This window comes from Sorangiineae bacterium MSr12523 (assembly GCA_037157775.1).
Taxonomy (GTDB): domain Bacteria; phylum Myxococcota_A; class Polyangia; order Polyangiales; family Polyangiaceae; genus Pendulispora; species Pendulispora brunnea.
Genome location: CP089982.1, coordinates 11,025,779 through 11,039,895, shown reverse-complemented (window position 1 = coordinate 11,039,895; position 14,117 = coordinate 11,025,779). Strand labels below are relative to the sequence as shown.

General features: G+C 62.9%; 12 protein-coding genes. 10 read left to right on the top strand and 2 right to left on the bottom strand.

What is annotated here, in order from left to right; genetic code table 11:
• Nucleotides 1-55: 55 nt before the first annotated feature.
• The 9 genes from LZC95_43600 to LZC95_43560 all read left to right on the top strand — a co-directional run bounded on the left by LZC95_43600 (nt 56) and on the right by LZC95_43560 (nt 9,917).
• Entirely contained in the window at nt 56-2,002 is a 1,947-nt protein-coding gene (locus LZC95_43600; GenBank protein ID WXA93327.1) for a glycoside hydrolase family 97 protein, read from the top strand.
• 146 nt (nt 2,003-2,148) lie between these two features.
• Complete coding sequence (locus tag LZC95_43595) at nt 2,149-2,586, top strand: GatB/YqeY domain-containing protein (protein ID WXA93326.1); 438 nt, start codon at nt 2,149-2,151, stop codon at nt 2,584-2,586.
• A 33-nt stretch (nt 2,587-2,619) separates the two neighbouring features.
• The gene (gene sthA, locus LZC95_43590; protein WXA93325.1) at nt 2,620-4,038 is read left to right on the top strand and encodes a Si-specific NAD(P)(+) transhydrogenase; all 1,419 of its coding nucleotides are present in this window, start codon (nt 2,620-2,622) and stop codon (nt 4,036-4,038) included.
• Nucleotides 4,035-4,535 carry a gluconokinase gene (locus LZC95_43585; protein WXA93324.1) on the top strand — a complete coding sequence of 167 codons (501 nt, stop codon included), beginning with the start codon at nt 4,035-4,037 and terminating at the stop codon, nt 4,533-4,535. The genes sthA and LZC95_43585 overlap by 4 nt, the downstream gene beginning before the upstream one ends.
• The gene (locus LZC95_43580) at nt 4,535-4,993 is read left to right on the top strand and encodes a MarR family transcriptional regulator (protein WXA93323.1); all 459 of its coding nucleotides are present in this window, start codon (nt 4,535-4,537) and stop codon (nt 4,991-4,993) included. Before LZC95_43585 ends, LZC95_43580 begins: the two co-directional genes overlap by 1 nt.
• Nucleotides 4,994-5,038: 45 nt before the next feature.
• A complete protein-coding gene (locus LZC95_43575) occupies nt 5,039-5,890 on the top strand; it encodes a pirin family protein (GenBank protein ID WXA93322.1) in 852 nt (283 codons plus the stop codon).
• A 132-nt stretch (nt 5,891-6,022) separates the two neighbouring features.
• Nucleotides 6,023-6,643, top strand: coding sequence for a LysE family translocator (locus tag LZC95_43570; GenBank protein ID WXA93321.1), 621 nt, complete (start codon nt 6,023-6,025; stop codon nt 6,641-6,643).
• Nucleotides 6,644-6,799: 156 nt separating this feature from the next.
• A complete protein-coding gene (locus LZC95_43565; GenBank protein WXA93320.1) occupies nt 6,800-8,089 on the top strand; it encodes a hypothetical protein in 1,290 nt (429 codons plus the stop codon).
• 130 nt (nt 8,090-8,219) lie between these two features.
• The gene (locus LZC95_43560; GenBank protein ID WXA93319.1) at nt 8,220-9,917 is read left to right on the top strand and encodes a hypothetical protein; all 1,698 of its coding nucleotides are present in this window, start codon (nt 8,220-8,222) and stop codon (nt 9,915-9,917) included.
• On the opposite strand, the gene LZC95_43555 is transcribed toward LZC95_43560, so the two are convergent.
• Together LZC95_43555 and LZC95_43550 are read right to left on the bottom strand one after the other, a co-directional pair.
• Complete coding sequence (locus LZC95_43555) at nt 9,914-10,375, bottom strand: hypothetical protein (GenBank protein WXA93318.1); 462 nt, start codon at nt 10,373-10,375, stop codon at nt 9,914-9,916. The two genes, LZC95_43560 and LZC95_43555, sit on opposite strands and share 4 nt — an antisense overlap.
• Nucleotides 10,375-12,057 carry a DUF885 domain-containing protein gene (locus LZC95_43550; protein WXA93317.1) on the bottom strand — a complete coding sequence of 561 codons (1,683 nt, stop codon included), beginning with the start codon at nt 12,055-12,057 and terminating at the stop codon, nt 10,375-10,377. The genes LZC95_43555 and LZC95_43550 overlap by 1 nt, the downstream gene beginning before the upstream one ends.
• A 463-nt stretch (nt 12,058-12,520) precedes the next feature.
• Here LZC95_43550 and LZC95_43545 point away from each other — a divergent pair, with 463 nt between their 5' ends.
• Nucleotides 12,521-14,113: an L-lactate permease gene (locus LZC95_43545; protein WXA93316.1), complete on the top strand. Its 1,593-nt coding sequence runs from the start codon at nt 12,521-12,523 to the stop codon at nt 14,111-14,113.
• Nucleotides 14,114-14,117 lie beyond the last annotated feature (4 nt).

The following is a 14,117-nucleotide window of genomic DNA, read 5'->3' as shown; positions in this document are numbered from 1 at the left end:
GACGCAGCCGTTAATTGAAGCTTAAAGATAGGATGATTTGCTTTAGGATGCGCGCATGCATTCCTTCATTCGGGTAGTTGGGTGCGCGCTCCTCGTCTCTGGTGCGGCTGCCTCGTGCACGTCCCGTCAGGATCAATGGACGGTGTCGTCGCCGAACGGCGAGCTGAAATTCGAACTGCGAAATGACTCTGGCGTGCTGACGTACTCCGTTAGCCGCCATCACGATGGAGCACGTCACGACGTGCTCCTTTCGTCGCCGCTCGGGGTTCGGCGCGATGATCAGAGCTTCGTCGACGGCTTGGAGTTCCTCTATGCCGGCCCCGCCGTGATCTCGAACGACGATTACACGGCGGCGCACGGAAAGAGGCGTGCGATTCACCATCGGGCGCGCGAGCAAGTCTTTGCATTTGCCAATGCGCAGGGGGCCCGCGTCGAGATCGTCGTGCACGTCACCAACGACGGTCTCGCGTTCCGTTATCGCTTCCCCGAGCAGGATGCGACGCCGCACAAGCTCCTCGAAGAGACCACAGGCTTCCATGTTCCCTCCGGTTCGAACGCGTGGATCACGCCCATGCAGGTTCCCACGCGCTATTCGCCGGCGTACGAGGAGCTTTACCTCGGCACCACCGCGGGCGCGACCTCGCCGACCGAATCGGGATGGGCATTCCCCGCGCTCTTTCAGGTCGGCTCGGAGTGGCTGCTCCTCAGCGAGGCGGACATCTCCGAGGCCAATGCGGGCACGCGTCTCCAATCGGCCGCGCCCGATGGGCAATACCGCATTCGCTATTCCGATGCCGGCGAAGGAAAGGGCGTCGGCGCGGTGGAGCCCGAGTCGACGCTCCCCTGGACCTTGCCGTGGCGCGTGCTGGTCACCGGACCCTCGCCGAAGACCATTGCCGAATCGACCTTGATCGATGACGTTTCCGCGTCCTCGAAGATCGGTGATGCGAGCTGGATCAAACCCGGGCGCGTGTCCTGGAGCTGGTGGTCCGACGACGATAGCCCCCGCAACGAGACTGCGCTCAAGTCGTTCATCGATCTTTCGGCGGAGATGGGGTGGGAGTATTCGCTCATCGACGCGAATTGGAACTTAATGGACCCGGCCGCGCTGCAACGTGTGTTGGCGCACGCCAAGGAGAAGAACATTGGCATTTTGCTCTGGTACAACTCCGGTGGCCCGCACAATGACGTCACCGAGCAGCCGCGCGATCTCATGCACATCCGCGACGTGCGACGGGCCGAATTCGCCAAATTGCAGCAATGGGGCGTGAAGGGCGTCAAGGTCGACTTCTGGCAAAGTGACAAACAGGACCGCATGCAGCAATACATCGAATTGCTGCGCGACGCCGCCGATTACCATTTGATGGTCGACGTGCACGGCTGCACGTTGCCGCGTGGATGGTCGCGCACGTATCCCAATTTGATGACCATGGAGGGCGTGCCCGGTGCGGAGCAATACAAATTCCGCTCCGATTATCCGCAAAAGGCGGCCTGGGAAAATACCGTGTTCGCGTACACGCGCAATGTCGTGGGCGGTATGGATTACACGCCGGTGACCTTTACCGATCATCGCTATCCGCGTCTCACCACCGACGGGCACGAGCTCGCGCTGTCGGTCGTCTTCGAGTCGTCGCTGCAGCACTATGCCGATTCGGTCGCCTCGTACCACGCGCTTCCGGATTTCGCGCGCGACTTCCTCAAGGCGGCGCCGTCGGCGTGGGAGGACACGAAGTGGCTCGGCGGGGAGCCGGGCAAGCTCGTCGTGCTCGCGCGGCGTGGGAAGGATGGCTGGTACGTGGGCGGCATCAGCGGGTTGGAGACGCCGCAGACCTTCAAGCTCGACCTGTCGTTCCTGGGGGAAGGGTCGCATGGGATTACGCTCATCCATGACGGAGCCGAGCCGCGCCACCTCACGAGCTCGACGCGGCAGGTGACTGCGGCGGATGTCATCGACGTGGAACTGCTGGCCCGCGGGGGCTTCGTGGCGCGGATCACGAAGTAGAGAGCTCGGGCACGGGCACGGGCACGGGCATGGGTTGGTGGGTGGGAAAGGGGTTAGGGAATCGAACCTAACCCCTACCCGAACCGCCTCCTCCCAAAACCCTAACCCCTAACCCCTAACCCCTAACCCCTGCTATGACGTGGGGCATGCTGGTCGACACCATCAAAGCGCGTGCGCTCGAGGCGATGAAGGCGAAGGATTCCGAAGCTTCCAACATTTTGCGCCTGGCGCTCGGCGAGATTCAAATGGCTGGCGTGCGAAGCGAGCGCGAGGTCACCGATGACGATGCGGTGGCCGTGCTGCGAAAGCTCATCAAGTCGAACGAGGAAACGCTCTCGATGGCCGAAGCCCCCGAGCAGCGGGCCACCCTGCAGAAGGAAATCGCACTTCTCCAGTCCTTCTTGCCGGCGAGCATGAGCGTCGAGGCCATCGCCGAGGCGCTGGCCCCGGTTCTCGATGCGATCCGCGGCGCGAAAAGCGAGGGGCAGGCCACCGGTGTGGCGATGAAACATTTGAAATCGACGGGCGCGAATGCGGCCGGGACGGACGTTGCCAAGGCGATCAAACAGCTTCGCGGCGGTTGATCCGCTACCGCAACGCATCGACAATGGTCGGCGATGCTCGACCTCGATTTGCTCGTCATCGGTAGCGGCCCCAGTGGACAGCGCGCCGCGGTGCAAGCCGCAAAGCTCGGCAAAAAAGTAGCCCTTTGCGAACATAGCCCGCGGCTCGGTGGGGTGTGCATGAACACCGGCACCATCCCCTCGAAGACCTTCCGCGAGGCCGTGCTGCACCTCACCGGCCTGCGGCAGCGCCAACTCTACGGGCAGTCGTACCACGTGAAGGAGGACCTCACGATTGCGGACCTCATCTTTCACTGCGAGCACGTGCTCAAAACGCAGGCCGAGGTGGTGCGCGATCAACTGCGTCGCAACGGCATCACCGTGCTGCGCGGGCGCGGGCGCTTCATCGGCCCGCACGACGTCGAGGTGGAGAGCGACAACGGCACGACGCACCTGAGGGCCAAGTTCATCGTGCTCGCGACGGGAACGGAGGCCGCGCGCCCGCCGGACGTGGACGTCGATGGGCAAACCGTCATCACCAGCGACAACGTGCTCGGGCTCAATGCATTACCCCGCACGATGACCGTGGTGGGCGCCGGGGTCATCGGCATCGAGTACGCGTCCATGTTCGCGGCGCTGGGCGTCAAGGTCACCTTGGTCGACAAGCGCCCGCGCCTGCTCGACTTCGTCGATTCCGAAATTGCCGAATCGCTCTCGTACCAAATGCGCGGTATGGGCGCGACCCTTCGCCTCGGCGAGGAAGTCGACAAAGTGCAGGTCGAGGGCCCGCAGCGCGCGGTGGCCACGCTCAAATCGGGCAAGAAAATCGTGAGCGAGGTGCTCCTCTATTCCGTGGGCCGCGTGGGCACCAGCGCCACCCTGCAGCTCGACAAAGCTGGACTCGAGGCCGATGCGCGCGGGCGTGTGAAGGTGGACAAGCATTTCCGCACGACGGTGCCGCACATCTATGCGGTGGGCGATTTGATCGGCTTCCCCGCGCTCGCGTCCACCTCGTCCGAGCAAGGGCGCCTCGCAGCGTGCCATGCCTTCGGCCTCACGGCGGCGTCGATGCCGGAGCTTCTGCCGTTCGGCATCTATTCGGTTCCCGAGATCAGCATGGTGGGCCGCCACGAAGAGGAGCTCACCGCCGAGGGCATTCCCTACGAAACCGGCATTGCGCGTTACCGCGAAATCGTCCGGGGCGTCATGTTGGGCGACGATTCGGGATTGCTCAAATTGCTCTTTCATCGCGAAACGCGGCGCCTTCTCGGCGTGCACATCATCGGCACCAGCGCCACGGAGCTCGTGCACATCGGCCAGGCGGTGCTCGCGTTCGGGGGCACCATCGATTACTTCGTGGGCAACGTTTTCAACTATCCGACCTTTGCCGAGTGCTACAAAGTGGCCGCCCTCGACGGGTACAACAAAGTGGGCCGCAGCGAGGACGCGGCGGTGACGGAGCCCTCCGAATGATCGTCATCGTCGCAGGCGTATCGGGCAGCGGCAAAACGACGGTGGGAAAAAACCTGGCCCAGCGTTTGGGCTGCGCGTACGGCGAGGCCGACGAATTCCATCCGCCAGAGAACATCGCCAAAATGGCGGCCGGCACCCCGCTGAACGACGACGATCGCAAACCGTGGTTGCAGCGCATTGCCGATTATGCGGACGCGCGCATCGCCAAGGGCGAATCGGCGGTGGTGACCTGCTCGGCCCTGAAGCGCCGCTACCGCGATTTCTTGCGCCAGGGCCGCCCGGCATTGCGCATCGTCTACTTGAACGGCGACCGCGAGACGATCGCGCAGCGATTGTCGGAGCGAAAAGGGCACTTCTTCAAAGAGCACATGCTCGATAGCCAATTCCGCGATCTGGAGCCGCCCCAAGCCGACGAAAATATCGTGGATGTCTCCATCCAAGGCACGCCCGACGAGATTGTCTCCAGCATCGTGCGCGCGTTGGGTGTGAACCCGTAATGGGAAAAGACTCGAAAACGTCGGGCGTCCACGTCTGGCTCGTCTTGATGAAGGCGCATCGCGCGCTTGCTCGGTATGCAACGAAGAGCATCGTCCCTTTCGGGTTGGGGATCTCCGACTTTGCCATTCTCGAGCTTCTCCTCCACAAAGGTCCTCAGAAGGTGAACGAGATCGGTCGCCGGATCGATCTCACGAGCGGCTCGATCACCATCGCCATCGATAGGCTGGAGGCGCGCGGTCTGGTCGCGCGAGGCCTCGACCCGGCCGATCGACGAAGTCGCATCGTTCGCCTCACGCCCCAGGGCCGTTCCCATATCGAAGAGGTGTTCGCCCATCATGAAGCTGCGCTGGAAGCCGCCGCGAGTGGGCTGACCAAAGCCGAACGCCGGAGCATCATCGACCTGCTGAAAAAGCTTGGCACGTCGGTGGATGTCCTCGCGCCCGACGGCGAAACCTGACCGATATCTTGACATCAAGTATCTTGGTACCAAGATATTCGAGTCATGATCTCGTCGAACGTCACACCCGTACGGGCGCAAGCCCGGCGCATCGTGCATCGCACCTTGGGGAATACGCACGGGCCCATCACCCGCCTCATGAGCCCGGGCGACCTGGGCGAACTCGTCAAGCCGTTCGTCTTTCTCGACTACTTCGAGATGGAGAAGTTCAGGGCTCCGGGCATGCCCGATCATCCGCACTCCGGAATCGCAACGCACACGACCTTGCTGGAGGGCAGCGTCGACTACTGGGACTCCACGGGAAAGTCCGGACAGCTTTGGCCAGGCAGCGTCGAATGGATGCAAGCGGGAGGCGGTGTCTGGCATGGCGGCAAGCCTCATCCAGGAGGGAAGATTCGCGGATACCAGCTTTGGGTCGCATTGCCGGCTGGCCTCGAGCTCCAGCCCGCGCGGAGTCAGTACATCGACGCGAGCGCGATCGAGACCGACGGTCGCGTGCGAGTGCTGCTTGGCCGTCACGAACAGCTGCGAAGTCCCATCGCGGAGGTTAGCCCGATCCATTATCTGCATGTTCGACTGCAGGACGGGGAGACGTGGCACTATCAACCGCCCACCGGTCACGATGTCGTGTGGGTGGCGGTCAACGAAGGAAAGCTGCACGCTGCCGGCGATCTGCTTCGTCGCGCCGCTGCACCCCAAATGGGCATTTTCGAAGAGGGCCATGGCGCCCTGGAGCTTCGCGCCGAGGGTGAGACGGAGTTCGTGCTCGGATCCGCCACCAAGCATCCTTATCCGTTGATCTGCGGTTCTTACTCGGTGCACACGAGCGTTTCGGCGCTCATCGACGGCGAAAAAGGGATCCGCAGGGTGGCGGCCGCGCTCCAGAGTGCACGGTAATTCCGAGCTCGTTCGCGGCTTCGCATAAGGCCACCTTATGTGTTGCTCCACGTTTCTTCGTTGTCGCTCGAGGCGCCGAACCTCATTGTCTGCCTCGAGCCCAAGGAAAGCTTGGGCGACAAAGAGGCTCTCATGCTCGGATCTTCGCTCGCTTTGTTTGCGGTTACCCTGGGCGTCGCGGCCGTCGTGCCGGGTCCCACGACGATGACCGTCGTCGCACGTGTTCTCGGTCGCGGTTATCGCGGTGCTCCCATGCTCCACCTGGGCATCCTTTGCGGTGAGGTCGTCTGGCTTTCGTGCGCCGCCATGGGGGCGGCCACCTTGGCCGAAAAGGCCCAGCCGGTGTTCATGGCCATCAAGTACGCGGGCATCGCCTACCTGATCTATCTCGCCGTGAAGCTCTGGGGGACCCGCCGCGAGGCCGCGGATCCGGAGGCCGAAGGCAAAGTCGTTCCCGGGGAGGGCGCGCGGCTGGTCTTTGCCGGGCTCTCGCTTTCGCTGAGCAATCCAAAGACGATGCTCTTCTATTTGGCGCTGCTGCCCAGCATCGTGGACCTTTCCCACGCGACCCTGTTCGACCTCGGCGCTCTGCTCGCCGTGGCGATGGTCATCGTGACCCTGGTCAACGTGTTTTACGTGCTCCTGGCCGGCCACGCGCGCAAGTTCTTCCGAACGCCCGCCGCCATGCGCATCGTGGATCGCGTGAGCGGCGTCGTGATGGCCACGGCGGCCGTCCTCATTGCGATTCGTTGACGCTCGCGCTCGGATAGCGACAATTAACAAGGAATTACGAGAATCCCATCGACGATTGTGCGACCCTCCCGCGCAATGACTCGTTGGAGCTTATTCGCTGTTCTGCTCGTTGCTTGTCACAACTCGCCTCCCACAGCTACCCCCCCGCCCTCGTCGGTGACCGGTCACGTCACGGTCGCTCCGGGCGTCGCGGCCACGCGCGGCAAGCTGTTCGTGACGTGGATGACCGTCGACGAAAAGCATACGATGGATACCGATCGGTTGCCGGTGCGCCTGATACGCGACCTGGCGGCTCGCGGTACGGTGGTCGGCGACGTCGATGCGGCCCAGGGGGCGACATTCACCGTGCACCCTGGTCGCGGCCGGTTCTTGCTCTCGGTAACCCTCGACGTCGGCCATGCCGGCGTGATGGCGGTCCTCGGCGGCGGTGGTGCGCTTCAGGGGATCTCGGCTCCGTTCGACGTGACGGATGCCGCGGTTACCGCTCCGCCGATCACGCTCGCCGTGGCGCACCCGCCGGAACCCGAACGATGTCAGGGCCCCGGGCTCACCTTGGAGCGGATCGAGGCCCCGATGGTCGCAGGTACGGTCGGCAATCCAACGTCGCGCCGGGCCTGTGTCCGCGTGCCGCGCGATTATGCCGATCACCCGGCGCGACGCTATCCGGTGATTTATGCGCTGCCCGGTCTAGGAGGAACGGACCAGCAGATCCTCGGGCGCGCCGCCGTGTCCTCGGACGCCGCCATCGTCGTCATGGTCGATACCAGCACCAAAACTGGCTCGACGTACCTGGTCGACAGCCCGATCACCGGTGCCTGGGACACGTTCTTTGCCAAAGATCTGGTCCCGTACATCGACGCGCACTACCGCACGTTGCCGCGGAGGACGGCCCGGGGGCTCGTGGGCCACTCGACGGGTGGATTCAATGCGATGTCCTACGGGCTTCGCCACCCCGAGCTGTTCAGCGCGATCGGTGCATCATCCCCCGACGCCCTCGACTTCACGGTGTGGATCGGCCACACCGTGCCGCGCTGGATCCTGGGATGGCAGCGTGTCGAGCGCGAGTTCGACGGCCCGGGAAACTTCGTGAGCTATTCCGCGGATTGGTCTCCCAACGCGCATGGCTACGATTGGGGGTTCGACGGGTCGGGCGCGGTCATCGACTCCGTGTTCCAGCGTTGGCTGCCGAATGTCCCGGCGACCTGGCTGCGCGATCCCCAGCGCGTCGCCGCGCTGAGGCCATTCAGCGACCATATCTATTTGACCGTGGGAGATACCGACGAGTTCGATCTTCACGCTCCAGCCGTCGCGTTCAGCCGTGAGCTCGAGACCGTGGGGATTCGCAACCAGCTGGTGGTCACGCATGGTGGCCACTTCACGCACCTTGGCGAACAGCTCGACGAGGCGACGAAGTTCTGCGCCAATCATCTCGACGCTGCGAAATAGCGCCGGCCGAGCGCCGTCGAGACTCGATGGCGATTCGTCGATGGAAATACCTCCGCGCAAATTGGAGGAAACAAGCGAGAAATACGCCGGCCCATACGCTCCCCCGTTGGATCTCACGGGAGCATTGCACATGCAAAAGGTCGATCGCGCGTTCGTCGGCGGGGAGTCCACCACCACCAAGGCCGAGCCCGGAAAAAAGGGACGCCAATACAATGGGTGGACGGAAAATACCGTGTTGGAGGATTACTCCCTGCGTTATGCGCCGAAGTCCTTCCGCACATGGACGCCGTACGTGGTCGCCACCACGGCCCTCGGCGGCATTGCCTACCTCGCCGACTTCGCCATTGGCGGATCCATTGCCATCACCCATGGATTCACCAATGCGCTGGCCGCGATCCTCGTGGCCGCCGTGGTCATCTTCGTAACCGGAGTGCCCATTGCGTATTATTCCGCGAAGTACTCCATCGATATGGACCTTCTGACCCGCGGTACCGGGTTCGGCTATTTCGGGTCCACATTGACGTCCATCATCTACGCGAGCTTCACCTTTATCTTCTTCGCGCTCGAAGGCTCCATCATGGGGCAGGGACTGGAAGCCGCACTCCACATTCCGCTTCCCATTGGGTACCTCATTGCGGCCGTGGTGGTGATTCCATTGGTCGTCTATGGAATGACGGCACTGTCGCGCCTACAGGTATGGACGCAGCCGATATGGCTGGTGCTCATGTTCGCGCCCTTCGTGTCCATTGCCATCAAGGAGCCGGGCAAATACGCGGAGTGGACGCACTTCGCGGGCAACTCGCCCAGCGGTAGCGGTTTCAGCACGCTCGGATTCGGGCTCGGCGCCGGGGTGGCCCTATCGCTCATTGCGCAAATCGGTGAGCAGGTCGACTACCTGCGCTTCATGCCCGACAAAACGAAGGAGAACTCGGTGCGCTGGTGGGCGGCCGTGCTCGCGGCCGGTCCCGGCTGGGTGTTCCTCGGCGCGTTCAAACAGCTCGGCGGCGCGTTCTTGGCGTTCTACGTGGCCGATCGCGTCGGGCTGGTGAAAGCGGGCGAGCCCATCGAACAGTACATTGCCGGGTTCCGCACCTTCGCCACGCCCATTGCCGTCGGTTTGGCCGGCTTCTTCGTGGTGCTCTCGCAGCTCAAGATCAACGTGACCAATGCGTATTCCGGCTCGCTCTCGTGGTCCAACTTCTTCTCGCGCGTGCTGCATTGGCACCCGGGCCGGGTCATCTGGATCTTTCTCAACGTGGGCATCGCGCTCGCGCTCATGGAGATGGGCGTCTTTGGCTTCCTCAACGCCGTGCTCGGCTTCTACTCCAACGTGGCCATCGCCTGGATTGGTGCGGTCACCGCCGACTTGATGATCAACAAGCCGTTGAAGCTCAGTCCCTCGTTCATCGAGTTCAAGCGCGCGCACCTCTACAACTTCAACCCCGTGGGCTTCGGCTCCATGGTGGTCGCGTCCATCGTCTCGATCCTCGCGTTCTTCAATGTCTTCGGTCAGACGGCGCAGGCCTTCTCCCCGTTCATTGCCCTGGGGCTCGCGTTCGTCCTCTCGCCCATCGCGGCCGTCGTCACCAAGGGCCGCTACTACATCGCGCGCAAAGACGATCTTCCCGAGCCGCTCATGGTCGACGGGCTGCTCTCCGGCGTCACCATGACCTGCACCGTCTGCGGTGGCGCGTACGAGCGTCCCGACATGGCCGGTTGCACCTTCCACGCCGGGACCATCTGCTCCTTGTGCTGCAGCCTGGAAAAGGACTGCGGCGACCGCTGCAAGCAGCTCGTGCCCGCGAGCGCTCTGACGTCGCGGATCTAATTGCGCGGCGGGCGGCAGGCCATTTCGGTCTGCGCGAGATCCAGCTTGGTGATCTGGACGGCGTCGTTCGAGGCGACGCCGCCCTCCCTGCCCGTCGTGGTGTTGCAGCCGTCGGGCGCGGGGCCGTGGACGTCGACGCGGTAGCGTTCGCCGACGGTCACCGTCTTGCTGACGATGGTCACGCCCTTCGCGAGCTCCTCGCGCGTGACCGTGCGCTCCTCCGGGGTGGCCTTGGCGACCCCCGGCGGGCAGTTCGTCTCGCCCGTGTTCGAGACGGTGCAATCGCCCGTCTTCTCGGCGCGCGCGAGCTGCTCCGCATCCCAGATGGCAATGCGAATCGGTCCCTTGTCACCGAAGGACGTCGCCCCCGCGTTGACGGAGAAGGTCACCGGCTTGGCCTCCCTCACGCAGCCCACACCGGCCAGACAAAGGACGGCGACTCCCAACGCGCGCACCATCAGCCGTGCCCTCCCGTGAATTCCTTGAGCGCGGCCTCGCGCAGCAGGTTCGGCGGCAAGAGCCCCTGCTGCAGAATGAAGTCGTGGAACTTCTGCGCGTCGAACTTCGGGCCCAGCCGCGTCTCCACTTCGCGCCGGAGCTCCAGCATGCGCGTGTACCCATAGAAATACGACGTCGCCTGCCCCGGCATTTTGTACGTGTACCGCTCGACCTCGGAGTTGGCGAACCCGGGCGAGAGAACCACCTCCTTCTGCAAGAAGGCGCGCGCGGATTCCGGTGTCCATTTGCCCTGCTGCAGCTCGGGGTCCAGAAAGACGCGCGCCGCGCGGTGCAGACGGAACTGCAGCGACACGAGCTGCCCCTCCGGCGGCATGAACGGGTACGTGATGTACTCCGAATAGAGGCCCCAGCCTTCGACGTTCGCGCTGTTCGAGGCGAAGATGGCCCGTGCCACGGGGATGCCTCGCTCCACCAGCGATGCGAACTGCAACTCGTGACCCGGCCGCGCCTCGTGCGCGGTGAGGGTCCACGTCGCGGCTTCGTAGCTGAAGTCGTCCATGCGCGCGTCGCTCGCCTTGCCACCCGGCGGCGGCGGGACGCTGGTCGGCAGAATGAATTCGCCTTTCTCACCGGTATTTCCAATGAGCCGCGGGGCGCTCATGTGCGGCGCGGGCAGCGCCGCGTTTTCCGCTTCGCTCCCCAGCCGGATGACCGCCGGGCGCGTCGGCAACGTGACCAAGTGCTCGCGCGCAATGATCGCTTCGACCTCCGTGAGCCGCTTTCGGTACGTCGACAGCACGTCGTTCGGCGCAATCTGTTCCTTCTTCAGCGCGAGAATGACATCGCGGTAGTCGGAGCTGGGTAGGTTGCGTGCCCGCGCGACCTGTGCGGCGACCTTCTGCATTTCGGCTTGAAGCGCATCGAACCCCGCATGCCCCAGGGCAATGAGTTGCTCCGGCTTCATGTCCACGCCAAAGGCTTCCAGCTCCACGGCGTAGACCTCGGGTGCCATTCGAAAATCGGTGCGCGTGCGCGGCAGAACCTCTTTGCGAAGGTAATCTTGATACGCCGCAATTTGCTGCTTCAGCGTCGCGAAGGGCTGCTGATAGCCATCGATGCGGTATTTTTGAAATAGCTTCTCGATTCCATCGAGGAGAACGGGGCTGTTCTGCAGCTCCTTCTCGACGTCGATGCGGGACGGCGCAAGCCTCGTCCCCTGGTTGGCCATTGCGTTGGATGTCTCGGTACGCGCCAGCTCCGTGAAGGGCCTGCTCCCCGGCTCGAGCCCCGCGTAGCGGCGCAAACGAGGCAATGCGAGCTTCTGTCGCGCCGGCGGGATCCGGTCCTCCAGAAGAACGCGCAGCCCGTCGAAGATGCGTTCCGTCACGCGATAGAAGGGGACCTCGTAACGCTGGTGCGTTTCCGAGGCGCGCATGCGCAGGTCGGCGGCACGCACGAGGATCTCGAGATCCTGTTTGACCAGGGGATCGGTTTCCGCGGCGAGCTTGGACTGCAGCGAGGTCTTCACCCGGGCGAGGTCCGCGCGCTGGCGCTCCTCGTGCTTGTCGAGCAGGTCGGTTACCTGGTCATCGTAACCTTCCAATCCATAGGACGTGGCCCTCTCGGGGCGGTATTTTGCGCTCACCTCGAGAAAGGGGCGCGCCGCCTCGTTGCTGCGCACAATCCAAGTGGGAACACCCTGCGTCGTGGCGGACGTGGCCGAGGAGGGGGCCGTCGGCGGAGAGCTCTGAGCGCAGGCACCAAGGAAAAGAAGCGGGAAAATCCAAAGCGAACGGCCTGATAACCTCATCGGACTCTCCCATACCACACGTCCTGCGCGGACCGCTGGGCGTTGATGGGCTCAAACGCACGACTGGCCGAGAGGCGCCTGATCTTGCGGGCCGCGAAAGCTTTGGCGTCTTCGAAAGCCTCATCCTGCCATTGATTTCTCAGTCTGCGCTCGGTTCACTGTTCGGCGAAAGGAGCATTCCGGAATCGCTGAGGCGCACATCAATGCTGATTGGAATTCGTGGCGGTGTGCGCCGCACAATCCGCTGAGCTGCGTCTCCATGCGTCGTACAAGTAAATAAGGAATCGATACTTGTTTGCGTGCGCAATATGGGATTAGAGTTCAATAAATCAAAATGGAAAGCCCTCCGCTGACTGCACTGGGCGTTGCACTGGCTTCGCTGCCGATTGGCGTCTTGCTGGTGCTCATCATGGCCCGCCGTTGGAGTGCGCCGCGCGCAGGGGCTGCAGCATGCCTCGTCGCCGCGACGCTCGCCCTCGGTCAATTCGGAACCAGTTATCGCTCACTGGCGATATCTAGCGCAAAAGGCCTAAGTTTGAGCCTTTTCGTGCTCACCGTGATTTGGGCGGCAGTGCTCCTCTACAACGTCGTCGACGGTTTGGGGAGCATCAAGGTCATCGGACGCACCATGAGTCGCGTGGTGTCCAATCCCCTCGGGCAAGCGCTCGTCGTGGGCTGGGCATTTTCAGGCTTCATGCAGGGCGTCGCTGGTTTCGGGGTGCCGGTGGCGGTGGTGACGCCGCTCCTCGTCTCAATGGGATTTCCTGCGGTGCACGCGGTCGCCATTGTGCTGGTCGGCCATGCGTGGTCGGTGACGTACGGCTCGCTCGGGTCGTCGTATTATACGATTCAATTGGTAACCGGTATCCACGGCGAGGTCATCGGGCCGCACATGGCCATGCTTTTCGCGGTGCCGGTGGTGGCCACGGGCTTCGCCGTCGCGCATTTACAGGGCGGATTTGGGGCCATTCGCCGCGGTGCCCTTGGAATCACCGTGATGGGAGTCTGCATTGCGCTGGCCATCTGGCTGGCGAACGTAGGCGGCGTTCCGCAATTGGCATCGATCCTTCCCGGGCTGGTTGGATGTGGCGTCGGCTGGTTCGTGGCCCGCCTTGCGCTACTTGGTAAAAACGGAGCCGAGATTACTGCTTCCGAAAATGACAAAGACGATAAAGACATTAAGGAGGCGAAGAGCGGAAAAGAGGAGGGTAACTTTCACTTTGCCTTTTTGCCGTACTACGTCGTTATCGCCTTGAGCCTGCTTTCGCAGATTCCCGCTCTCAAGAAGGTCAAATTCGGATTGGGCCTCGATTATCCGGGCGTGCAGACAGCGCTCGGCTACATCACGAAAGCTCAGAAGAATTATGCAGTCATCGAATTGATGCGGCATCCCGCGCCGCTCATTCTTCTGGCTATTGGCATTTCGTATGCCATTTGCCGCGCAAGTGGTCGCTGGCGTCCGAACATGCTCACGACCGCGGCCAAACTCACGTACAAGCAATGCATCGGTACCAGTGTCGGTATCTGTACTATGGTGATGATGGCGCTCATCATGACCGACGCGGGCATGACGGCCCTGCTCGGCCGCGCGATTGCATCAGGTACGGGCTCGGCCTTTGCCGTTTTCTCGCCGTTCATCGGCGTGCTGGGCACGTTCATGACCGGAAGCAATACGAATTCCAACGTGATGTTCGGCGCCCTTCAAATGGAGAGCGCCCGCGCATTGGCCATTGAAACGGTGACCATCGCAAGCATTCAATCCATTGGTGGCTCGCTGGGCAGCTCCATCGCCCCGGCGAAAGTTCTCGTCGGAACGGCCATGGTGGGACTTTCCGGCAAGGAGGGCGAGGTGATGAAGCGTACCATTCCGTATTGCCTCCTCATCGTGCTCCTGGCAGGTCTGGAAGTGCGGCTTTTCCTGCAATGAACCA

Excerpts from the sequence above, each read along its gene's own strand:
- LZC95_43600 (WXA93327.1), top strand. The coding sequence starts at position 56 with ATGCATTCCTTCATTCGGGTAGTTGGGTGCGCGCTCCTCGTCTCTGGT.
- LZC95_43595 (WXA93326.1), top strand. The coding sequence starts at position 2,149 with ATGCTGGTCGACACCATCAAAGCGCGTGCGCTCGAGGCGATGAAGGCG.
- sthA (WXA93325.1), top strand. The coding sequence starts at position 2,620 with ATGCTCGACCTCGATTTGCTCGTCATCGGTAGCGGCCCCAGTGGACAG.
- LZC95_43585 (WXA93324.1), top strand. The coding sequence starts at position 4,035 with ATGATCGTCATCGTCGCAGGCGTATCGGGCAGCGGCAAAACGACGGTG.
- LZC95_43580 (WXA93323.1), top strand. The coding sequence starts at position 4,535 with ATGGGAAAAGACTCGAAAACGTCGGGCGTCCACGTCTGGCTCGTCTTG.
- LZC95_43575 (WXA93322.1), top strand. The coding sequence starts at position 5,039 with ATGATCTCGTCGAACGTCACACCCGTACGGGCGCAAGCCCGGCGCATC.
- LZC95_43570 (WXA93321.1), top strand. The coding sequence starts at position 6,023 with ATGCTCGGATCTTCGCTCGCTTTGTTTGCGGTTACCCTGGGCGTCGCG.
- LZC95_43560 (WXA93319.1), top strand. The coding sequence starts at position 8,220 with ATGCAAAAGGTCGATCGCGCGTTCGTCGGCGGGGAGTCCACCACCACC.
- LZC95_43555 (WXA93318.1), bottom strand. The coding sequence starts at position 10,375 with ATGGTGCGCGCGTTGGGAGTCGCCGTCCTTTGTCTGGCCGGTGTGGGC.
- LZC95_43545 (WXA93316.1), top strand. The coding sequence starts at position 12,521 with ATGGAAAGCCCTCCGCTGACTGCACTGGGCGTTGCACTGGCTTCGCTG.